This window comes from Riemerella columbipharyngis, from assembly GCF_900101995.1.
Lineage (GTDB): Bacteria > Bacteroidota > Bacteroidia > Flavobacteriales > Weeksellaceae > Riemerella > Riemerella columbipharyngis.
Window position 1 is genome coordinate 43012 of the sequence record NZ_FNAS01000012.1, and the last position, 22681, is coordinate 65692.

Consider the following 22681-nt stretch of genomic DNA (forward strand, 5'->3'; position numbering starts at 1 on the left):
AAAAAGTAAAAAATGGCTCAAGAAACTTTACAAACATTAGGTGAATTTATCATTGATAAGCAGGACGATTTCCAATATACCACAGGGGAGCTTTCAAGGCTTCTGAGTGCCATAAGATTAGCCTCTAAGGTCGTAAATAGAGAGGTGAATAAAGCCGGAATAGCAGACATTATAGGACATGCAGGAAATACCAATATACAAGGAGAAGCTCAGCAAAAATTAGATGTGCTGGCTAATGAAATATTCATTAATGCCTTGTCTCAGAGAGAAGTGGTATGCGGTATAGCTTCCGAAGAAAATGATAATTTTATAGATATTCGCTGTAATAGTGGAGACGGTTCTCTTAGTAAATATGTAGTACTTATAGACCCATTGGATGGCTCTTCCAACATTGATGTGAATGTATCCGTAGGAACTATATTCTCTATATACAGAAGAATTACCGAAACAGGAAAACCTGTGGAGCTTAAAGACTTTCTACAAAAAGGCGTAAACCAAGTAGCTGCCGGATATGTAGTTTATGGCTCTTCTACAATGATTGTTTATACCACTGGAAATGGCGTAAACGGATTTACATTAGACCCGAGTTTGGGAACTTACTATTTATCTCATCCTAATATGCAATTTCCTAAAAAAGGGAAAATCTATTCCATAAACGAAGGGAATTATATCAAGTTTCCGCAAGGGGTGAAAGATTATCTTAAATATTGTCAAAAAGAAGAAGAAGACAGACCATACACTTCTCGATATATAGGTTCATTGGTGTCCGATTTCCATAGGAATATGATAAAAGGAGGAATTTATATTTATCCGTCTTACTCTCAGGCACCTAATGGGAAACTTCGCCTGTTGTACGAGTGCAATCCGATGGCATTCTTGGCGGAACAAGCCGGAGGCAGGGCTACAGACGGTTACAGAAGAATATTGGAGATAGAGCCTACGGAGCTTCATCAGCGTGTGCCATTCTTCTGCGGTAGCGAAGATATGGTGAAAAAGGCAGAAGAATTTATGACTGGTCACAAAGAGTGATTATGATAGAAGCAAAGTTTGAAAAATATACTTTAATATTCGAAAAGCCCAGTGGCACTTCCCGAGGCGTCCTTACTACCAAAGATACCTATCTTCTTCATTTAAGAGAAGTAGAGAAAGGCAACAATAGAGGAGTAGGAGAGTGCGGAGTGTTTAGAGGACTTAGCTTTGATGATGTACCACACTACGAAGAGAAACTCAAATGGCTTTGTGAAAATATCAATCTGGACAAAGAAACGCTTAAAGAGGAGCTTAGGGATTTTCCGTCTATATGGATAGGGTATGAACAGGCTGTGGCTAATCTTTTATATGGAGAAGCTCTCTATTTTCCGTCTGATTTTACCGATGGTAAAGATAGTGTTACTATCAATGGGCTCATCTGGATGAGTGATAGAGAGGAAATGATAAGACAGATAGAGAAGAAAATTGCACAAAAATACAGCTGCATAAAGCTCAAAATAGGTGTAGATTTAGAATCGGAGCTGGATATATTGAGGATGCTTAGACTTAGTTTTCCTAAGAAAGTTTTGGAAATTAGGGTAGATGCCAATGGTGCTTTTTCTTATGACAAAGCCCAGATGGTATTGGAGCAATTGGCACTTAGAGATGTCCATTCTATAGAGCAGCCTATAAAAGCCAGAAATATTTCTCAAATGGCAGATTTGTGCAGAAATAGCCCTATACCTATAGCACTGGATGAGGAGTTAATAGGAGTGGTAGAGCCGGAGTCTAAAAGGCAGTTGTTACAAGATATAAAGCCGCAGTATATTATATTAAAACCCTCTTTGGTCGGTGGCTTTTCGGGGAGTGATGAATGGATAGAGGTAGCAGAATCTCTTGGTATAGGATGGTGGATTACCTCTGCTCTCGAAAGTAATATAGGACTTAATGCCATAGCCCAATATACTTATACCAAAAATAATCCGATACCACAAGGTTTAGGTACTGGTATGCTTTTTGTAAATAATTTTCAGTCATCATTAATCTTAAAAAAAGATAAACTTTATTTTGAGAAAAGTAGCAAAGTTTGTTTTTGAAAATCAGATATATTGGTATTGAATAAAAAATATCAAACTGTATAGATGTTTATTGATATATGATTTTAACCTTTTTCAGATATAATTAAAACAATGAAAAAAATATTTTTTGCAGTGGCAGCAAGTATGTCTTTGGCGGTAATGGCTCAGGAAACTCCAAAAGTTTTGAAAACAACTTTCAGTAAAAAAGCTTTGGAGCAGAAAGTTACTACATTAGAAGGAAAACATACCCAAATAAAGGATATACTGGAAAAGCATAAAGGCAAAATCGTAGTGTTAGATTTCTGGGCAAGCTGGTGCAGCGACTGTGTAAAAGCAATGCCAAAAGCTAAAGAATTAGTGCAAAAAAATCCTGATGTAGATTTTATATATCTATCTTTGGACCGAAACGAAACAGCATGGAAGAAAGGAATAGAAAAACATCATATTGAAAATCTGTATAATTATTGGTTCTCATCAGGGTGGAAAAATGATTTTAATAACGATATAGATCTCAATTGGATTCCGAGATATATTGTTGTAAATCAGAATTCGGGAATTGCAAAATACTATGCCATAACACCTGATGATCCGAGTATTCAGCAGACTATCGACCAATTATCTAAAAACTGAGAACAATCATAATTTTTGAGACAAAGACTTCCATTGCTTTATTTCCAAGATTTTTTAGAGTTTTAATGAATGTTTATTAGATTTAGTCTAAATAGTGGGTGGGGAGATATGTATAAAATTTCTTAACTTTGCCAAAATTTTAGTAAAAATACTTTAATAAAAAATAAAGATGAGAGTTTTAGCAAATGATGGTATATCTCCTGCCGGAGAGAAAACCTTGAAAGAATCGGGAATAGAAGTATTAGACCATAGAGTGTCTCAGGAACAATTGGTGCAATATATCAATGATAATGCTGTGGATGTTCTTCTGGTAAGAAGTGCCACCAAAGTAAGAAAAGACTTGATAGATGCCTGCCCGAGCCTGAAAATCATAGGGAGAGGAGGTGTAGGAATGGATAATATAGATGTAGAGTATGCTAAAAGCAGAGGAATAAAAGTCATCAATACTCCCACTGCATCTTCCAAGTCTGTTGCAGAAATGGTATTTGCACATTTCTTTTCCTTGGCGAGATTTCTTCACGAATCTAATAGAATGATGCCGCTGGAAGGAGAAACGAAATTTAAAGAACTGAAAAAATCTTATTCGAAGGCTGTAGAGCTTTCCGGAAAAACTTTAGGCGTAATAGGTTTTGGAAGCATTGGTAAAGAAGTGTTAAAAAAGGGGATTGCCTTGGGTATGAAAGTCTTGGTTTGTAATAAAGAGGCTAAAACAGAAACTTTGAAATTGGATTTTTTTGATGGTAGAAGCCTTGATTTTGAAGTAACATCTACAAGTTTAGAAGAAGTACTTAGAAATTCTGATTTTATTAGTATAAATACTCCTAAAACAAACAGTTACATTATAGATGAGCCTCAATTTGAAATGATGAAAGATGGTGTATTTATCGCTAATACAGCGAGAGGAGGTGTTCTTAATGAAAAAGCATTATTAAAATTTATAGAAAATGGTAAAGTAGCAGGCGCAGCATTAGATGTATTTGAAAATGAGCCTAATCCGGAGCTTTCTGTTCTTATGAATCCTCAGCTTTCGCTGACACCGCATTTGGCTGGGAATACTCTGGAAGCACAAGAGCGTATAGGTGTGGAACTTGCGGAGCAAATCATTAATCTAAAATTTTAATGCTATGCCGACTTTTAAGCCATTCAAAGGAGTAAGACCTAAAGACAGTCTTCTTCAGACTTTCCCTACAAGAGCTTTGGATAATTTTTCGGGAGAGGAAATATTGAAAAAATCACAACAAGAATGTTCTTATGTGAATATGGTAAAACCTTATGTTTGTAGTAAATCCAAAGATGTTGCTCGCAATCTCAGAAAAGTAAGGAATAACTACGAGGTTTTGTTGAACGAAAATCAGCTCATAAGAGATGAAACTTCTTACTATTTATACGAGCAGACTATGCCCGATAAATCCACTTTTAGAGGGCTTTTAGGATTAGTTTCTGTAGATGATTTTTGGAATGGGAAAATCAAAAAGCACGAGTCCACTCTTACACACAAAAAAGAAAAATTAGCATACTATTTACAGAAAGTTAATATACAGGCAGAGCCGGTACTTCTGACTTATAATGCCAATCCAAAGATTGAAATGCTAATGAACCATGAAGAAAAAAATATTCCTATACTAAATGTAACGAGTGATGATGGAGTAAAGCATAAAATTTGGAAAATCAATAACTTATTGAAACTACAACAGCTGAAAGAAGTATTAGACCAAGTAGATTCGTTTTATATCGCAGATGGCCACCATAGAATGGGGTCTGCTGCATTTAACGCCAAAAACCAAAGAGAGAAATCAAAAAAAGTATTGGGAACAGAAGGCTACAATTATGTTTATAGCTTTATCGTATCAAACCAGTCTATAAAAATATACGACTATAACAGGGTGATAAAGGATCTTAACGGGCTTTCTGAAGAAAAGTTTTTTGCAGCATTAGAAAAATATTTTTATATCAATAAAAAAGGAAACGAACCTTATTATCCTTCCCAAAAACACCATATAAGTATGTACTTGGAAGGAGAGTTTTACAGCCTTCATGTGAAGCACGACCTCCGTCCTAAAGAGCAAGGGTTAGATTGTATAGACCATTATCTTCTTGAAAAATATATTCTTAAACCGATTCTGAAAATTGAAGATTCCAAAACTTCCAATAGAATAAAATTCGTTAAGGGTAATTCTACTTTGGAGGGAATAGAACTGCTCAAAGCAAAAGTGGATTCTGGAGAGTTCAAAGTAGCTTTTGGATTATATCCTGTGAGTTGTAGTGATTTGATGAAGGTTTCTGACTTGAAGCAAAAAATGCCGCCAAAATCTACATTGATCTCTCCAAAACTAATGACGGCTTTAATTATGTACGATATGAAATAAAAATTTTATTGTTTTTAAGCTGAATTTAGACGGGTTTTAACCTATTGATTAAAAGTACAATAATAGAACTGCATAGACTCTTGCTTAAAAAATATCTTATAAATACTTTAACAGCAAGAGTTTTTTTTATAAATTTGTGGTTCGGTTAGAACATTTCTGGTATGCTTGATGAGTTAGAAAATCGTTTTTCAGATTTGGAGAAGAAAATTAGACAGATGAAAAAAGATTATCAAAATCTAATACAGTCGCACGAAGAACTCTCCAAAGATTATGATGAACTGAAAACAAAATATGAGGCAGAGAAAAAAGCAAATCAGAAATTAATGGAAGAAAATAAAGAAACAAAACTTATAGCTTCAATATCAGGTAATCCTGAGTATAGTAGATTGATGAAGGCACATATCAATAGATTGATAAAAGAAATAGACGCCTGTATCACCCAATTGCAAAACAATGGACTATGATAAAGCGTAATATAAATGTGCAGATAGGAGGTAGGAGCTACCCACTGAGCGTACCCTCAGACGAAGAGGAAACCCTGAGAAAGGTGGCGAAACAAATAGACGAGATGATAAAAAACTTTGAAGCCAATTTTGAACTAAAAGATAAGCAAGATGCTTTGGCTATGTGTGCTTTGAGATTGGGTGCTAATGCGGAATTAACAAGAAAAGGCGGAGAAGAAAACATTAAAAATATTTGTAATCAAGTAACTTACCTCAGTCAGTTATTAGAAGAATAATATCCTTCGGAAATTAAGTTTTGTTTCCTAAAAAATTGCCTACAATAGTTCTAACACAAAAGGTAAACTCAACGCTAAAAAAATACCGAGTGAATGTCCTCTGAATGGCGTGCCGTGTATCGCGGATTACAGACAGTGGAAATCAGCTCAAATCGTGTTGATTAGGAGTTTACTCTTTAATCTTTAAGGATTATTGTAGGTTTTTTATTGAAAAAATGGGAATATAAATAATAGATATAGATATGATTACAACCATCATTGGCTGCATTGTCAGTCTCATTATAGGAGCCATAATAGGAATGGCTTTTTCTAAAAGTTCTCTTAATTCTAAAGCTAAGTTTATGCTGGAAGATGCTAAGAAGAATGCAGAAAATATTGTAGAGAAAGCAAATGTGCAGGCAGAGAGCATTAAGAAAGAAAAAAACATTCAGGCTAAAGAGAAATTTTTGGAGCTGAAAGTAGAACACGACAAGAATATCCAACAGCGTGAAAAGAAAATGCAAGATATAGAAAAACGCACGAAGGATAAAGAACAGAAGCTTAACGACGAGCTTAGCAAGGTAGGGAAATTAGAAAAAGAGTTGGACAAAAAATTATCCGATGTTTCCAGAAAAGAGGAGCTTTTGGATAAGAAACAGCACGAGCTGAATCTAACCATTGCCAAGAAAATAGATTTACTGGAAAAGGTATCCGGCTATTCTGCCGAGGAAGCCAAGGAAGAATTGGTAGAAACAATGAAAGCAGAGGCGAAAACCAAGGCACAGGCATATGTGCAAAACATTATAGAAGAAGCACAACTCAACGCCAAGAATGAAGCCAAAAAAATCGTAATAGAAACCATTCAGAGGATAGGAACGGAGCAGGCTATTGAAAATTCTGTTTCGGTATTTAATATAGAATCCGATGATATCAAGGGTAGAATAATTGGCAGAGAAGGGAGAAACATACGGGCTTTGGAGGCTGCCACAGGAGTGGAGATTATCGTAGATGATACGCCGGAAGCTATTTTACTTTCTTGCTTCGACCCTGTAAGGAGAGAAATAGCAAGGCTTTCTTTACATAGATTGGTAACCGACGGAAGAATACACCCTGCAAGAATAGAAGAGGTAGTAGAAAAGACCCGCAAACAGATAGAAGAGGAGATTATAGAAGTAGGAAAGAGGACTATTATAGATTTAGGCATACACGGTCTTCACCCCGAGTTAGTTAAAATAGTGGGACGAATGAAATACCGCTCTTCTTATGGGCAAAATTTATTGCAACACTCTCGCGAGGTGGCAAATATTGCAGCGACGATGGCGGCAGAATTAGGACTAAATGTAAAACTTGCAAAAAGAGCAGGACTATTACACGATATAGGGAAAGTACCAGAGCAAGAATCAGAGCTTCCTCACGCGTTACTCGGTATGCAGTGGGCAGAAAAATTCGGAGAAAATCCTGAAGTGGTAAATGCCATAGGTGCTCACCACGACGAGATAGAAATGACTTCACTTCTTTCCCCAATAGTACAAGTAGCAGACGGAATTTCCGGAGCGAGACCCGGAGCAAGACGCCAAGTGCTGGAGTCTTATATCCAAAGATTAAAAGACTTGGAAGCGGCAGCCTTGAGTTTTGAGGGGGTATCCAGTGCATATGCTATTCAGGCGGGTAGAGAGCTTAGGGTAATGGTGGAGAGTGCTAAAGTGAATGATGATGTAGCCGCTCAGCTTTCTTACGATATATCCGAAAAAATACAAAATGAACTGACCTATCCTGGGCAAGTGAAAATAACAGTGATAAGAGAAACCAGAGCTGTAAATATTGCAAGATAATTTATATAAAAGCCTTCGTTATAAGAGGGCTTTTTTAATATATTAACCAAAAATTTAATTATTATGATTTCTAAAACATACTTAGATCATCTTCAGTCAGAGCTTAAAAGCATTGACAATGAAGGACTTTATAAAAGAGAGCGAATTATTAGCTCTCAGCAGTCTGCTGAAATTGTAGCAAATGGCAAAAAACTGTTGAATTTCTGTGCCAATAATTATCTCGGACTTAGTAATCATCCAGAAGTGATGAAAGCTTCTCAAGAAGCGATAGTCTCTCATGGTTATGGAATGTCTTCGGTTCGTTTTATCTGCGGTACGCAAGATATTCATAAAGAATTAGAACAAAAAATTTCTAAGTTTTTAGGAATGGAAGATACTATTCTTTACGCGGCTTGTTTTGATGCCAATGGAGGTATTTTTGAACCTCTGTTTACGGAGCAAGATGCTATTATTTCAGATGAACTGAACCACGCTTCTATTATTGATGGGGTAAGACTTTGTAAAGCCGGCAGGTATCGTTATAAAAATAATGATATGAACGATTTGGAAGCACAGCTGAAAGCCGCATCGGAAAAAAATCATCGTTTTAAAATTATTGTTACAGACGGAGTCTTTTCTATGGATGGTATTGTTGCAAATCTTAAAGGAGTTTGCGACTTAGCCGAAAAATACGACGCTTTGGTAATGGTAGATGATTCTCACGCTACTGGGTTTATTGGTAAAACAGGGCGTGGAACACACGAGGCCAATGATGTGATAGGACGCGTAGACATCATTACATCTACGCTTGGAAAAGCTTTAGGAGGTGCTTTGGGAGGATTTACCTCTGGAAAAAAGGAAATCATAGATATGCTAAGACAGCGTTCTCGTCCTTATCTGTTCTCTAATTCTTTGGCACCGGGTATTGTAGGAGCAGCCATAAAAGTTTTGGATTTAATCTCCGAAGATACTTCACTAAGAGATAAAGTGATGGAAAATGCACAATATTTTCGTTCTCAGATGAAAACAAAAGGGTTTGATATTCCGGATGGAGATGCGGCTATCGTTCCGGTAATGCTTTATGATGCACCTCTGTCTCAAAAAATGTCAGAGAAGCTAATGGATGAAGGGATTTATGTTATAGGTTTTTTCTATCCGGTGGTACCTAAGGGAAAAGCCAGAATCCGTGTTCAGCTTTCAGCCGCACATACTCGCGAACATTTAGATAGAGCTATTTCAGCATTTGAAAAAGTGGGTAAAGAACTGGGCGTAATATAGTATCAACCATAACAAAAAAACTGATTTAACTTTTTGAAGTTAAATCAGTTTTTTTATAATGTTATTATCGTAGCGATAAATATCGGCATTATACTTAGATTTGTTTTTCTTTTGTAATATAGATTTTATCCTTTTTTATTAAAATTCCCTAAGCTTTTCCTCGCAAAGTGTTTTTACTACTTCTACCCATTTTTCTTCATCATTAAGGCAAGGGAGATAGTGAAACTCTTTCCCACCAGCATGCAGGAATGTTTCTTTGCCCTCTTCGGATATTTCCTCTAAGGTTTCCAAGCAGTCTGCCACGAAAGCAGGGCAGCATATTGCCAACTTTTTAACTCCTTTATTAGGCAAGCTTTTCAAAGTGGCATCTGTGTAAGGCTCTATCCATTTGTCTTTACCCAAACGAGATTGAAAACTTACAATAGTTTTTTCTTTCGGCAGCCCCATTTTTTCTACTACCAAATTAGTAGTTTCAATGCATTGCTCGCGGTAGTTTTTTATATTTTTAGTGCTATAGGTTTTAGGCGTATCATTTGGTTTTAGTTTGTAGAGGTGCCTTTCCGGAACGCCGTGATAAGAAAATTGGAGCATATCAAAATCTTTGGGAAGTTTTTCTTTCAGACTTTGGGCAAGACAATCGATATAGAAGTCTCGGTCGTAAAATGGTTCTACATATTTTATATTGACATTAGGAAACTTTTTTAAACGCACCTCTTCGGCTTTATCCATCACAGTTTCTGTAGTGCTCATAGCATGCTGAGGATACAGTGGGAAAAGAACAATATCCGTAACGCCTTTATCTATGAGGGATTTTATGCCCTCTTCTATGGAAGGATTGGCGTATCTCATACCCATTTCTACGGGGATATCTACTAATTTCTGAAACTTGTTTTTAAGTTTTTCGGCAAGTACAATCAGTGGAGAGCCTTCCTCTGTCCAAACTGTTTTATAAGCAGCAGCAGATTTAGGCGGACGGGTTTTCAAAATGATTCCCTGTACCAAAAACGCACGGAAAATCCAACGGTAATCAATGACATATTCGTCCATTAGAAACTCGTCCAAATAGGTCCTTACATCTTTTACTTCCGTAGATTTCGGAGAACCGAGATTCACTAATAGGATTCCTTTCTTCGAGGTATTATTTTTCAATTTATTTTGTATTTAAGTTGTTACTATATTTAGTTCTATCCATTTACCGCTTCCACATTTTGAACCAATTCCGGGATAAACTGTTTTAGCACATTTTCTATCCCTCCTTTCAAGGTTGCCGTAGAGCTTGGACATCCGCTGCAAGCCCCTTGTAGAAGCATTTTTGCGGTTTTTGTTTCTTCATCGTATTCTATCAGGGAAATTTTCCCGCCATCATTTTCTACTGCCGGTGCTATATATTCGGCTAAAATGGCACTTATTTTTTCTTCTTTATCAGTGTAATTTCTTTTGATGATTTTTTCTACCGGATTTTCGTGTTTTTGCGGCTCTCTTTCAGATACGGATTTCCCTTCTTGCAAGTACTCGGCGATGAAAGCCCTCATCTCTACCATTACCTCGTACCATTGTACCGAATCATCTTTAGTAACGGCAACAAAATTGTCTGAAATAAAAACTTCCTTAGCAAAAAGATATTGTTCAAAAATCGTTTTAGCCAAAGGAACATCTTCTGCCTCTTCTTTTGTTTTTACCTCTACAAAACCGTTGATTAACAGTTGAGAAGAAACAAATTTCATTGTAGCGGGATTAGGCGTCATTTCAGCATAAATTTGATAGACTTGTTTCTTTTTTTGACGATAAATTCTAGGATTTGCCAATAGCTCATCCTCTATTACATTTTTTAATCCTTGCGATACATGTTCCCATTCTACGGTATCTTGTTTGGCTACTGCAATAAAATTAGCAGTGATGAAAATCTTATCTACGAAAGGATAATTAAAAAGCTCTTGAGCCAAAGGAATTTCCGAAATATCAGAATCTCTATCCAATTCCAAAGAACCAGGGATAAGGTTGTAGCCAGCTACAAACTTCATTACCTTTGGATTTTCTGTAGTTTCTATAAGGATTTCTTGCATTTTAATGTTTTGTTTTAAGTTGCAAAATTATGAAAAATTATTGTTTTTAACTCTCATTGTCAAAGTAGGTAATCTTCAAGTTGATTATATATTCGAAAAGTGATTGATAGAAGGCATTATCATTTTAGTTTCAAAATTTTTAATAAATTAGACTTTTATATCTTTTTATAAATACTGAACGGAATCAAAAAATATTAAAACATAGAATAAATAGTATGAACGATATATGATTTTATCCAATAGAAATACCAACTTTGTATAGTTTTTTATTAGTTTGTAATTTGTTTTAAGGATAATACTGATTTTACCTATCTGAAAATCATTGTAATATGTAAAACATAAACAATGGGGTTGCCTTTTTACAATGAACTACGAATGGCTTAATAAAATATTATCATAAATTTGCAAAAACGAAAAAATAAAATCTGAAAAATGAAACTACTTGCAGTAGGAACTGTGGCGTTTGATGCTATAGAAACGCCGTTTGGAAAAACGGATAAAGTATTGGGAGGAGCAGCTTCTTACATAGGGCTTGCGGCTTCTGTGATGAATGCAGATGTGAATCTCGTTTCAGTAGTAGGAGGGGATTTTCCCAAAGAATATCTTGATATGATGAAGAAGAAAAACATCAATATTGAGGGAATAGAAATTATTGATAATGAGAAAACTTTTTTTTGGTCCGGTAAATACCATAATGACTTGAATTGCAGAGATACCCTTGCCACAGAGCTTAATGTATTAGAGCATTTTGAACCTAAGATTCCAAAGAATTGTCGAAATGCAGAGGTTCTTTTATTAGGAAATCTCCATCCTTCGGTACAGCTTTCTGTATTAGAGCAAATGGCGAAAAAACCTGAAGTAATCATTCTCGATACAATGAATTTCTGGATAAATCATACTTGGGATTTATTAACGAAAATAATATCAAAAACAGATATCATCAGTATAAATGACGAGGAAGCAAGACAGCTTTCAGGCGAGTATTCTCTGGTAAAGGCAGCACAGAAAATACACGAGATGGGGCCGCAATTTGTTATCATAAAGAAAGGAGAGCATGGAGCGTTGTTATTTAATGACAATCAGGTTTTTGCTATTCCTGCTTTGCCGTTAGAAGAAGTTTTTGATCCTACGGGAGCCGGAGATTCTTTTGCCGGAGGTTTTGCATCGTACCTTGCAAAAACAGAGGATTTTAGTTTTGATAATTTGAAAACAGCATTGATAGTAGGCTCTGCTATGGCATCTTTTACAGTAGAAAAATTTGGAACAAGGCAATTGGAAAATGTGACGGAAACAATGCTGAAAGACAGAATACAACAATTCCGTAGCCTTACTTCTTTCAGTATAAAACTATAAAATTTCAAAAAATTAAGAAATAATTATAATTCTTTTTGCAAAAGAAATGAATAGATAATTTTATCTTTGCAGAATAAGTATAAAATATAAGTAATGAATATGAATAGATTTTATAAACTCACCTTTTTGGTTTCGACATTGCTATTGTCGGTAATTAGCGTAGCAAAAGCACAGCTTAAAAATGGCGATTTGGTAGATGGTATAGCAGCGGTGGTAGGGAACGAGATTGTCTTGGATTCCGATATAGAACAGGAGGTAAACTATGCCAGACAACAGGGGGCTGATGATGTAGATAAGTGTGAAATATTGGAAAATATTCTGAATAATAAACTCTTGATATACGAAGCTAAAAAAGATACCCTTATCGAGAATAGAACAACTGCTATAAAGGAAGATGCGGATAAAAAATATACACAGATGGCATCTCAGTTTCCTTCTGAGAAAGCGATGCTTGATGCTTACAAATTTCGTACGCCTTACGAAATGAAAGCCGCTATCGCTCAAAGGGATATAGACCAATATTACGGACAAGCCAAATTCCAAAGGGTAACAGATGGGGCTAATGTTTCGCCAAACGAAGTGACCGATTTTTTCAATGCTTACAAAAGCCAGCTTCCTATGGTAAAAGATGAAGTTTCTTTGGCAAGGATTGTTATTCACCCGAAGCTTACGGAAGCTCACAAAAAACAACTTATCGATAAATTATTAGGGATAAAAAAAGGAATAGAAGCAGGAAAGAGTTTTGAAGATATGGCTAGGATATATTCGGAAGATACTGGCTCTGCATCTAACGGAGGAGTATATAAAAATATAGCTAAAGGAACTATGGTAAAACCTTTCGAAGCGGCAGCACTCAACCTCCAGGAAGGAGAAATTTCGGATCCAGTAGAGACACAATATGGCTTCCATCTCATTCAGCTGATTAGAAGAAACGGAAATATCTATGATGTAAGACATATACTGCTAAAATCTATACCAAATGCGGAGGAAATAAGGGAAGCAAGAAAAAAAATGGCAGATATTAAGAAACAAATTACAGATGATAAAATGACATTTAAAGAAGCTGCATATAAGTACTCCGATGATAAAACTACAAAGTATAATGCAGGTGTTATCACAGCATCATCAGGATCTGATAAAATAGAAAAATTAAACCTTCCGGCTGATATCAGCTACCAAATAGCAGGGCTAAAAAAAGGAGATATCACAGATCCTTTTGAAACTTCGGACGATCCCGCAGACAAAGATAATAAGTCTGTAGAAATCGTGAAAATCCTTGATGAAATACCGGCACACCAGTTGGATCTTACCACAGATTATGAAACAATAAAGCAATATGCTACCAATCAAAAGAAAAATGAAATGTTAGAAAAATGGGTTAATAATACCATTCCTAATACTTTTATATCTATCAATAAAAGGTATCAAGATTGTAAGTTTAAGACTAATTGGAATAAGAGATAATCAATTTAATAATTATTTGAGTGGATATCCAAAATAATTGAAAATACACATTCGGTAAAAAAAATGCGTAAAACACTTTTTTACCGAATGTTTTATATAAAGGACTTAAGCAATAGAACTATTTTAAGATTTAGCCGCTTAATTAAGAAGACTAATATTTTATTTACTCATTATTCTGTATATTTTAGTGGCTTTTTTATATTCTCAAAATAAAATTTTATAAAGCTAATATTTCTGCTATTTTCAATAAGTCTTGGTTAATTTCATTATGCTTTTTGATAGCATCTTCTATAGGAGTAAAAACTAGTTGATTAGCTTGTATTCCTGCCATTACATTAGTTAAGCCTTTTCTTAGACCTTCTACTGCTCCGTACCCCAAACGGCTGGCAAGTACTCTGTCGGCACAACTCGGTGTTCCCCCTCTCTGTATATGTCCTAATATGGCTACGCGGATGTCGAAATCCGGAAATTCTTTCTTTGTTTGTTCTGCAAGTTCATAAGTCGTTGCCATTTTCTCGCCCTCTGCCACTACTACAATAGATGAAGTTTTGCCTCTTTTTGCGGCATCTCTGAAAACTTGGAATAAATCTTTGATAGAATCTTTTTGTTCGGGAATAAGTATATCCAAAGCACCGGAAGCTATACCGCTGTTTAGTGCTATAAATCCGGCATCACGCCCCATTACTTCTACGAAAAACACACGATTGTGAGAGGTAGCTGTATCTCTTATTTTATCAATGGCTTCTACAGCTGTGTTAAGTGCTGTATCGTATCCTATGGTAAAGTCTGTTCCAAAAATATCGTTGTCTATGGTTCCAGGTACTCCTATGACTTGTACACCATACTCTTCACTAAATACTTTTGCACCAGTAAAAGTTCCATCTCCACCTATACATACCAGTGCATTGATGCCGTGTGCCCGACATTGTTCGTAGGCTTTTTTTCTTCCTTCTTCTGTCCTAAATTCGTCAGAACGGGCTGATTTTAGCATCGTACCACCTTGGTTGATAATGTTTTTTACGGATCGGGGGCCTAATTTTATTACTTCGCCGTTTATTAGCCCGTTGTATCCGGATCTTATGCCCAGACATTCTATATTGTAATAATTCGCTGTTCTTACTACGGCTCTTATAGCTGCATTCATACCTGGTGCATCGCCTCCAGAAGTGAATACACCTATTTTTTTTAGTTTAGATTGAGACATTTATGTTTGAAAATTTATTTTTGCAAAGTTACAAAAAACCTTTGTGTGATGTAAAGCGAAAAAGGATTTTAATAAGAGAAAGAATAATAGTCTTTAAGTTTGATAAAATAGAAAAAGAGATTATTTTTTGGAGCAATAGAAATTGTATCACGAGCGAAATGATAGTTTGATAATTAGACTTAACAAAATTTAACGCACCTTAAATTTTCGTGTTTCATTAATAATTAAGATATTTGCGTTTTGATATATAGATTACAAATGAAGAAAATAGCACTTGCATCTTTAATTATTTTAGGCAAAACGGCTTTGGCACAAAGCATTGGAAATTCCCCTTATGCAGCTTTTGGCGTAGGTGATGTGAAGTATGACAACAATATAGAAACCAGCTCTATGGGCGGTATTTCTGCAGCATACATATCAGATTTTAATAATAGTTTTAACTTTAAAAACCCTGCTGCCAACAAAAATTTGGAGCTCACAAGTTTCAGACTTCAAGCCAATAATGAAAACATTTTCCTCAAGTCTAATTATAATAATGTCAATACGACCAAGCATTCTACCTATTTATCTAATATATCGATTGCTTTTCCATTATCGCCAAAGATGAAGTTTGGAATAAGATATCAGCCGTATAGTTCCAAAAAATATGAGATGATTACCCGAACTGAAACTTCCAGCGGTCTTACCAGAGGAGATGCCTTTACGGGTAGCGGAACGCTCAATACCATACAAGCCGCATTGTCTTACAGCGTAACGCCCGAGTTCTCTCTCGGTGCAAGGTCTAATTTTTACTTTGGTAAGATTACCGATTTAGAAGAGGTAACATTTTCTAATGTACAGCTTGTAAACGGATTTGAAACTTACAGAAAACTAAAAACTTGGAACTTTACATTAGGAACTACTTTTCAGAAAAAGATAAAGAACGATAGAAAGATAACCGTAGGAGGTACTTATACTTTCGGAAATACGGGAAGCCTCGTATCCCAATATACGAATAGTACTTATTTTTATTCAGGCAATATTGTTACTAATCAAAATATTATAGAAGAGAGCCGCGACACAGAGAAGAATATTATCCCTCAGGAAGCAACTCTCGGTATTGGGTATGGTAAAGATGGGAAATGGTTTGTGTCTTCGGAGTTTGATTATAAAAAAGGTGGCAATATCAGATTTATGGGAGTGCCAACTCGTTTTAACGATTCTTACCGCATAGCTGTAGGAGGATGGTATCTACCGAACTTTAATAACTTTAGAAATTATTTTTCAAGAGTAATCTATCGCTATGGTGCTTATTATGAAAAAGGGACACTCAATATCAATGGGACCAATATTGATGAATACGGAGTTACTTTAGGAGCCACATTGCCATTCTCTAACAATAATGTTATGAAAATGAATGGTATAGATATAGGTCTGGACATTGGTAACAGAGGTACGTTACGAAACAATATGATATCCGAGCGTTTTGTTAATCTGAAAATAGGATTACATTTCGCAGACAAATGGTTTAATAAGAGACAATACGACTAATCTTGAACTTACTTCCAAAAATTATTCATAGAAAACTTGTAGCTGCGATATTATTCATTGCGGCTATGTTGTTTGGAATAGTCTCTTGCGAAGAAAATATTTCACAAGCTAAAAAGGATAAGAAAACCGATTTTCCGTCAAAGATTATCTATAATGCATATATCGTTCAGCGGGATTCCGGCTTTGTAAAGATAAGGTTCAAGGCACCGATATTGCAGAAGTACGAATTTGTAGATACGCCTTATATAGAGGCTAAAAAAGGACTATATTTGGAATTTTTTGATGCTAAAAAACCTAAAACTCCTGGCAAACTTTGGGCAGACTATGCTAAGTTTATAGAGCCGCAAGAGTTTTATATGGCAAAAGGGCATGTGAAGGTGATTAATAACGAGGGGCAAACCTTTGTGATGAACTCTATCTATTGGGACAAAAAGGACCGAAAAATGTACACCAGCGATACGGTATTCATTACGGATAAAAACGGGAATACCTTCGTAGCTGCCAATGGAATGAGGGCTAAAGATGATTTCTCAGAATACACATTAAAGAACAATTCCGGAAACTTTAATCCTAAAAATATGTCCGATATGGGAGGCGGAAAGCCTTCGCCTAAAACAGATTCTCTAGAGTCCGTTCCTACGAATACTCTCAAAGTAAGTCTGGATAAGCATTAGTTGATATCAATACAAACTCCTGATTTTCTTTTTGGTAACTAAGAAATACACTGCCGTAGCGGCAACGCTAGTCCAAAAGATATAAAATCCAAAGTGGAAGCTACTACTCATATAGCGATGGGAAGTCGTGGTAAAATCTTTGTAAGTGAGATAGCCACCCCATCCGGATAATAGAAGTACAACTAAAGCTATGGTTTTTGCAATAAATATTTTGGAATAAGCCTGAATCAATGAAAGGAGTAATACCAATACCACCTGAATAGAAAAGAGCAAGAGTGCAGTCTGCCACCATATTTTGAATAAGTGATATTGCGTATAGAAAAGCCTTATACCTACTTTTCCTACAAAAGACATATTGGCAATCATTATCCCAGAGATTGTGGATAGCAAAGCCTGAACGAGTATTAGAATTATCTTGTTTTTCATTTTTAAGAAGTTTAATTAAAATTTTTATGACAAAGATAAAACATTCTTGAAACTAAGAACTCAAATAGAAAAATAAAACTTTAAATTTTAATACCTTTGGAAAAGTTAAAAACTATTCAAAATGGCAACTACTAAAAATGCACAAATAAGATATAAAACATTAGATCAATGCTTTGGTAATCAGCATAAAAAATTTTTCATATCAGACCTTATAGCCTATTGTAGTCAGGTACTGAGTGAGTATTTTATGGAAGAAGTTTCCATCTCTAGGAGGCAAATTTTTGATGATATGAATTTTATGAAAAGTGAAGCAGGATTTTCTGCACCTATTGAATCTTATAAAGAGGGTAGGCGTACCTATTACCGATATGCCGAGCCAGATTTTTCTATTCTTAAAAAGCCTATCTCTAATAATGAACGAGAACATCTAATAGAGGCTTTAGAAACCTTAAACAGATTAAATGCTCTTTCTGGATTTGATTGGGTAAACTCTCTGCAAGCAAAATTAAACGACCAATTACAACTTGAAAAAATGCAACAACCGATTATAGAGTTTGAAGAAAATACTTACCTTAAAGGACTGAATTTTCTCAATCCATTATATCAATATATTGCTAAAAAAATCACAATAGAGGTAGTTTACAAGAGTTTTAAGTCGGAGGTACCGTACAAAAATTTATTGTCTCCTTATTTTTTGAAGCAATACAATAACCGTTGGTTTTTATTTGCATGGAATCACCGTGTAGAGAAAATTCAAAATTTGGCATTAGATCGTATTGTCAGTATAGATAGCCGAAACGAAGAGTTCAAACCGCAAGACATTAATTTTACAGATTATTTTGATGAAATCATCGGGGTGACCAATGAGTGGGATAAACCCGTAGAAAAAATTAGCATACGGCTTTCGCCAGAGATACTTCCTTATGTACAGTCTAAACCCCTGCACGGTTCACAGAAAGTAAAGGATAGTATATTACATCTGGAGGTGAAAATTAACTATGAATTAAAGTCCTTAATCCTCTCTTTCGGCGAGGCTATGACTGTGCTTTCCCCGCCCAAATTAGTAGAGGAAATAAAAAATACTATCCAAAAGATGAAAAATAATTACTAATGCACTTCCGCTGCACAAATGCGTTTTATTTTTGTAGTGTGATATTAAAAGGACAACATTATGGAAACACAAAAAAAACACAGAGAGCACTTAGCTAACTTTCACATTGCGGGACTTACTTATTACGAAGCAACTTCATGCTTTAAGAAACTAAAAATAGGTACCAAGCTGAGAATGGAGCTGGAAGAAGACAATAAATACGACCCTCGTGCCGTAGCCATCTATTATAAAGGCTTCAAATTAGGCTTTGTTCCGCGTACAGAAAACAGATTTTTTTATAAGTTGCTTAAAACGAACAACCACGATATTATCGACTTGCACATACAGCAAATAGACCCTACGGAGCATCCGGAACAACAAATCCGTGTAGTAGCACACTTGACTGAAAAGTAATCCTACTAAACCTCTTAATTATATATTAAGAGGTTTTTGAATATATTTATGGGGTTCACAAATCTATTATTCATATGGATTACACTATTATTATCAAATACGATTTAAGTGAGCTCAAAAAAAATTGGATAAGGAAAAGGCATTTATGTTCAGAAGAAAATAAAAAATCTCTCCGGATTATAAGTATTGAAAGCCCCCAAAAAAGGATGGGTAATCCTTAGATCTAATGCTTAAAATACTTCCGAAATCTCTTCATATAAGGATATTCAGAAGAATAGATTTAAGATTTTCATCCTATTGAAGGGCTATAATAGGTCAAAAAAAACACTATATTTGTACAACTAAAAAAATACAATGATTACAGGTGAACTAAAATCCAAAATAGATAAAATCTGGAACGACTTCTGGACAGGAGGTATATCTAATCCTCTTTCTGTAATAGAGCAATTTACCTATCTCATATTTCTAAAGCAATTAGACAACAAACAGATATTTATTGAGCAAGAAACAGCTCTGATGGGGGAGAGCCTTAGAAAACCTATCTATACGCCCGAGCAGAAAATTTTCCGCTGGAGCTACTTTAAGGAAAAAGACCCCGAAACGATGTTTAATATTTTCACCCGCCCTAATGCCGAATTGGGTAACCTTACCGCTTTTGATTTTATGAAAACCTTAGGCGGTGAGGGTGGAAAATTTTCCGAATATATGAAAGGTGCTACTTTCCTTATTCCTACGCCTAACCTTTTGGATAAAGTAGTACAGCAGATAGATACTCTTCCTTTGGACAATAGAGATACTAAAGGAGATCTCTACGAATATATGCTGAGTAAAATAGCTGAATCTGGGACTAATGGTCAGTTTCGTACACCCAGACATATTATCCGTATGATGGTAGAGCTTATGCAACCTCAGAAAAATGATACCATATGTGATCCTTCTTTGGGGACGGCTGGTTTTTTGGTGGCAGTAAGTGAATACCTACATGAGAAAGAGAGCGATTGGTTCTACGAGGAAGATTTTAGAAAACATTATGATAGCAAAATGTTCGGCGGCATAGAGATAGACCCTTCCATGATGCGTATTGCCTCTATGAACCTTCAGCTACATGGTATAGAGCACCCTATGCTGCTCAACCAGAGTGCTTTGGCAGATAGCAACGAAATTTCCAGCAATTATACCCTTATTTTAGCCAATCCACCATTTAAAGGCGCACTGGATTACGACGAAGTAGAAAGCAGCCTTCTGCAAATCACCAGAACCAAGAAAACAGAATTGCTCTTCCTTTCCCTGATTTTAAGAATGCTAAAAATAGGAGGGCGCGCCGCCGTCATCATTCCAGATGGCGTGCTATTTGGTAGCACCAATGCCCACAAAAACATACGCAAAGAATTAGTAGAAAATCAGCAATTGCAAGGCGTAATTTCTATGCCGAGTGGCGTATTTAAACCCTATGCAGGTGTGAGCACCGCCGTGCTACTTTTCACCAAGACCCATAGTGCCGAAACACAAGATGTTTGGTTCTATGATATGCAAGCCGATGGCTTTAGCCTAGACGATAAGCGCACGCCACTCTTGAGCGAGGAAGAACTTGAACAATGCTTTATCGAGCCTAACCAAGTGGCAAAAATACTAGAAGAAAAATGCGATATTCCCAATATTTTAAGCCAATGGAACCACGGCACCCTTAGCCAAGTGGGGACAGACCGCACGCAGAAATCCTTTAAAGTACCCAAAGCCGATATCGTGGCAAATGATTACGACCTCAGCATCAATCGCTACAAAGAAGTAGTCTACCAAGCCGTATCTTACGAGCCACCCAAAGAAATCATAGCCCAGATACAAGCCCTAAGCCAAGAGCGCCTACAAGCCCTAGAACAATTAGCCCAACTCATTAAAGATATTTAAAAGATGAAGATAGTTGAGTTAGGAGATGTTTTGAAATATGAACAACCAACAAGATATATTGTGAGATCAGAAGATTATGATGATAGTTATGAAATACCAGTATTAACAGCAGGAAAATCATTTTTGTTGGGGAAAACTAATGAAAAAGATAATGTTTATGACAACCATCCTGTAATCATTTTTGATGATTTTACAACAGCATTTCATTATGTGGACTTTCCTTTTAAGGTAAAGTCTTCTGCTATGAAGTTATTAAAAGAAGATTCTGATAGAGCAGATTTAAAATATCTTTATCATAAAATGAAAACGATATCGTTTGATGCAAAACAACATAAGCGTTATTGGATTTCAAAATATTCTAAAATCAAAATCCCATTACCAGATTTAGCCACACAGCAAGCCATTGTAAGGAAATTAGATACAGCTCAAAAGCTTTGTGATTTAAGCCAAACTCTTATAGAAAAATACGAAAAACTAAGCCAATCCCTATTTTTAGAAATGTTTGGCGACCCCGTTACCAACCCTAAAGGCTGGGAGGTTAAAAAGTTGGAGGAATTGGGAACCCTAGAAAGAGGAAGATCAACACATAGACCCAGAAATGCTCCAGAGTTATTGGGCGGAAAATATCCTCTTATACAGACAGGTGATGTCGCTAATTCAAATGGTTATATTAGAAAATATAATTCAACTTATTCAGAATTAGGGCTTTTGCAAAGTAGAATATGGAAAACAGGAACTCTTTGTATTACTATTGCTGCAAATATAGCAAAAACAGGTATTTTAATGTTTGATGCCTGTTTTCCAGATAGTATAGTTGGTTTTACACCAAATAATGAGATGACAACAAATTTATATGTACAATATTGGATGTCTTTTTTACAGAAAATTATTGAAGAGTCAGCACCAGAGTCAGCACAAAAAAATATAAATTTGGCTATACTGAGAGATTTAGATATTCCCGTTCCCCCAATCGAGTTACAAAATCAGTTTGCAGAAAATATCGCCGAGATAGAGAAACAAAAAGCCCTTGCAGAGCAAGAGCTTGCCAAAAGTGAGCGCTTGTTTGCCGCCTTGTTACAAGAAAGTTTTAGTTAAAAAAATACGCTAAATTAAGCCATGGGAGAATACACCGTTTATATATGTAGGGATTTAGACGAGCTTAAAAAAAGGCTTTTGCAAAAGGCCAGTGATTTTTCGCCAAGCGAAAAAGAACGCTCTAATTTTTACTATATATTAGAGGTCATAGAGCAGTCTCCCCGCTGGAAGTATAGAAACAAAAATGAATTTTATAAGAATCTATCGTGGGTGGTGCAGGAATTTCCTGTTAAAAACAGCGGCAAGGTGTTCTATGGCGATTATTTATCGGTATGCAGTGATTTTCAAGAATATATCAAAGACGAGTTTGGTTTTTTATCGCCAAACGATAAATTTATGAGCAATTTTTTGTGGGGTGGTTTTTTGGGGTTTTTGTTGGGGCTGTTTATTAACATCTATTTAGCAATTGCTTTTTCGGTATTTTTGGCTTTTCTTTTAGGCGCTCGTGCAGAGACCAAAGCACGCAAGGCAGGAAAAGTATTAGGCATACAAGAAACTAAGCCCAAATTTGGGCGTAAAAATTAAAAAGTGTGATTTTTTTTTGATTTGCTTGTAAAACAAATTTAAAATATTTAGTATTTTTGTTAAACAGATAAATTACTAAAACAAGCC

The 22681-nt window shown here is 35.8% G+C and carries 22 protein-coding genes; 18 read left to right on the forward strand and 4 right to left on the reverse strand.

Going from position 1 to position 22681, the window contains the following annotated elements; all coding sequences use genetic code 11:
* Nucleotides 1-12: 12 nt before the first annotated feature.
* The 9 genes from fbp (at nucleotide 13) to kbl (ending at nucleotide 8851) form a co-directional block, all read left to right on the forward strand.
* A complete protein-coding gene (gene fbp, locus BLS89_RS07265; protein ID WP_092737028.1) occupies nucleotides 13-1029 on the forward strand; it encodes a class 1 fructose-bisphosphatase in 1017 nt (338 codons plus the stop codon).
* 5 nt (nucleotides 1030-1034) lie between these two features.
* The gene (locus BLS89_RS07270; protein WP_176763272.1) at nucleotides 1035-2066 is read left to right on the forward strand and encodes an o-succinylbenzoate synthase; all 1032 of its coding nucleotides are present in this window, start codon (nucleotides 1035-1037) and stop codon (nucleotides 2064-2066) included.
* 93 nt (nucleotides 2067-2159) lie between these two features.
* Nucleotides 2160-2678 (forward strand): TlpA family protein disulfide reductase, encoded by a 519-nt coding sequence (locus BLS89_RS07275; RefSeq protein WP_092737032.1) that lies wholly within the window; start codon nucleotides 2160-2162, stop codon nucleotides 2676-2678.
* A 169-nt stretch (nucleotides 2679-2847) separates the two neighbouring features.
* Nucleotides 2848-3798, forward strand: a complete 951-nt coding sequence (locus BLS89_RS07280) for a D-2-hydroxyacid dehydrogenase (RefSeq protein ID WP_092737034.1) — start codon at nucleotides 2848-2850, stop codon at nucleotides 3796-3798.
* Between the two features lie 4 nt (nucleotides 3799-3802).
* On the forward strand, nucleotides 3803-5044 hold the full coding sequence (locus BLS89_RS07285; RefSeq protein WP_092737035.1) for a DUF1015 domain-containing protein: 1242 nt from the start codon (nucleotides 3803-3805) through the stop codon (nucleotides 5042-5044).
* A 161-nt stretch (nucleotides 5045-5205) separates the two neighbouring features.
* Nucleotides 5206-5508, forward strand: coding sequence for a V-type ATPase subunit a family protein (locus BLS89_RS07290; protein ID WP_092737037.1), 303 nt, complete (start codon nucleotides 5206-5208; stop codon nucleotides 5506-5508).
* Nucleotides 5505-5783: a cell division protein ZapA gene (locus BLS89_RS07295; protein ID WP_092737039.1), complete on the forward strand. Its 279-nt coding sequence runs from the start codon at nucleotides 5505-5507 to the stop codon at nucleotides 5781-5783. The genes BLS89_RS07290 and BLS89_RS07295 overlap by 4 nt, the downstream gene beginning before the upstream one ends.
* Before the next feature lie 236 nt (nucleotides 5784-6019).
* Nucleotides 6020-7594 (forward strand): ribonuclease Y, encoded by a 1575-nt coding sequence (rny, locus tag BLS89_RS07300; protein ID WP_394330517.1) that lies wholly within the window; start codon nucleotides 6020-6022, stop codon nucleotides 7592-7594.
* A 63-nt stretch (nucleotides 7595-7657) separates the two neighbouring features.
* Nucleotides 7658-8851, forward strand: coding sequence for a glycine C-acetyltransferase (gene kbl, locus BLS89_RS07305; protein WP_092737043.1), 1194 nt, complete (start codon nucleotides 7658-7660; stop codon nucleotides 8849-8851).
* Between the two features lie 138 nt (nucleotides 8852-8989).
* On the opposite strand, the gene hemH is transcribed toward kbl, so the two are convergent.
* Together hemH and BLS89_RS07315 are read right to left on the reverse strand one after the other, a co-directional pair.
* Entirely contained in the window at nucleotides 8990-10000 is a 1011-nt protein-coding gene (gene hemH / locus BLS89_RS07310; protein ID WP_245688921.1) for a ferrochelatase, read from the reverse strand.
* A 35-nt stretch (nucleotides 10001-10035) separates the two neighbouring features.
* Entirely contained in the window at nucleotides 10036-10914 is an 879-nt protein-coding gene (locus BLS89_RS07315) for a NifU family protein (RefSeq protein WP_092737047.1), read from the reverse strand.
* Nucleotides 10915-11346: 432 nt separating this feature from the next.
* On the opposite strand from BLS89_RS07315, the gene BLS89_RS07320 reads away from it, so the two are divergent.
* Nucleotides 11347-12267, forward strand: coding sequence for a PfkB family carbohydrate kinase (locus BLS89_RS07320; RefSeq protein WP_092737049.1), 921 nt, complete (start codon nucleotides 11347-11349; stop codon nucleotides 12265-12267).
* A gap of 99 nt (nucleotides 12268-12366) precedes the next feature.
* Entirely contained in the window at nucleotides 12367-13731 is a 1365-nt protein-coding gene (locus BLS89_RS07325) for a peptidylprolyl isomerase (protein WP_092737077.1), read from the forward strand.
* Nucleotides 13732-13948: 217 nt separating this feature from the next.
* Here the strand turns inward: BLS89_RS07325 and pfkA are convergent, their stop codons facing one another.
* Complete coding sequence (gene pfkA / locus BLS89_RS07330; protein ID WP_092737051.1) at nucleotides 13949-14935, reverse strand: 6-phosphofructokinase; 987 nt, start codon at nucleotides 14933-14935, stop codon at nucleotides 13949-13951.
* A gap of 258 nt (nucleotides 14936-15193) precedes the next feature.
* Between pfkA and BLS89_RS07335 the strand changes: the two genes are divergently transcribed.
* Both BLS89_RS07335 and lptC read left to right on the forward strand, forming a co-directional pair.
* Entirely contained in the window at nucleotides 15194-16465 is a 1272-nt protein-coding gene (locus BLS89_RS07335; RefSeq protein ID WP_092737053.1) for a BamG family beta-barrel-assembly machinery protein, read from the forward strand.
* 2 nt (nucleotides 16466-16467) lie between these two features.
* The gene (gene lptC, locus BLS89_RS07340) at nucleotides 16468-17139 is read left to right on the forward strand and encodes an LPS export ABC transporter periplasmic protein LptC (RefSeq protein WP_394330516.1); all 672 of its coding nucleotides are present in this window, start codon (nucleotides 16468-16470) and stop codon (nucleotides 17137-17139) included.
* 6 nt (nucleotides 17140-17145) lie between these two features.
* On the opposite strand, the gene BLS89_RS07345 is transcribed toward lptC, so the two are convergent.
* Nucleotides 17146-17565 carry a hypothetical protein gene (locus BLS89_RS07345; protein WP_092737057.1) on the reverse strand — a complete coding sequence of 140 codons (420 nt, stop codon included), beginning with the start codon at nucleotides 17563-17565 and terminating at the stop codon, nucleotides 17146-17148.
* 121 nt (nucleotides 17566-17686) lie between these two features.
* Between BLS89_RS07345 and BLS89_RS07350 the strand changes: the two genes are divergently transcribed.
* The 5 genes from BLS89_RS07350 to BLS89_RS07370 all read left to right on the forward strand — a co-directional run bounded on the left by BLS89_RS07350 (nucleotide 17687) and on the right by BLS89_RS07370 (nucleotide 22594).
* The gene (locus BLS89_RS07350; protein WP_092737059.1) at nucleotides 17687-18676 is read left to right on the forward strand and encodes a helix-turn-helix transcriptional regulator; all 990 of its coding nucleotides are present in this window, start codon (nucleotides 17687-17689) and stop codon (nucleotides 18674-18676) included.
* Between the two features lie 60 nt (nucleotides 18677-18736).
* A complete protein-coding gene (locus tag BLS89_RS07355; RefSeq protein ID WP_092737061.1) occupies nucleotides 18737-19069 on the forward strand; it encodes an HIRAN domain-containing protein in 333 nt (110 codons plus the stop codon).
* A 354-nt stretch (nucleotides 19070-19423) separates the two neighbouring features.
* A complete protein-coding gene (locus tag BLS89_RS07360; RefSeq protein WP_092737063.1) occupies nucleotides 19424-20974 on the forward strand; it encodes a class I SAM-dependent DNA methyltransferase in 1551 nt (516 codons plus the stop codon).
* Between the two features lie 3 nt (nucleotides 20975-20977).
* Complete coding sequence (locus BLS89_RS07365; protein ID WP_092737065.1) at nucleotides 20978-22069, forward strand: restriction endonuclease subunit S; 1092 nt, start codon at nucleotides 20978-20980, stop codon at nucleotides 22067-22069.
* A gap of 78 nt (nucleotides 22070-22147) precedes the next feature.
* On the forward strand, nucleotides 22148-22594 hold the full coding sequence (locus tag BLS89_RS07370; protein WP_143017745.1) for a hypothetical protein: 447 nt from the start codon (nucleotides 22148-22150) through the stop codon (nucleotides 22592-22594).
* Nucleotides 22595-22681 lie beyond the last annotated feature (87 nt).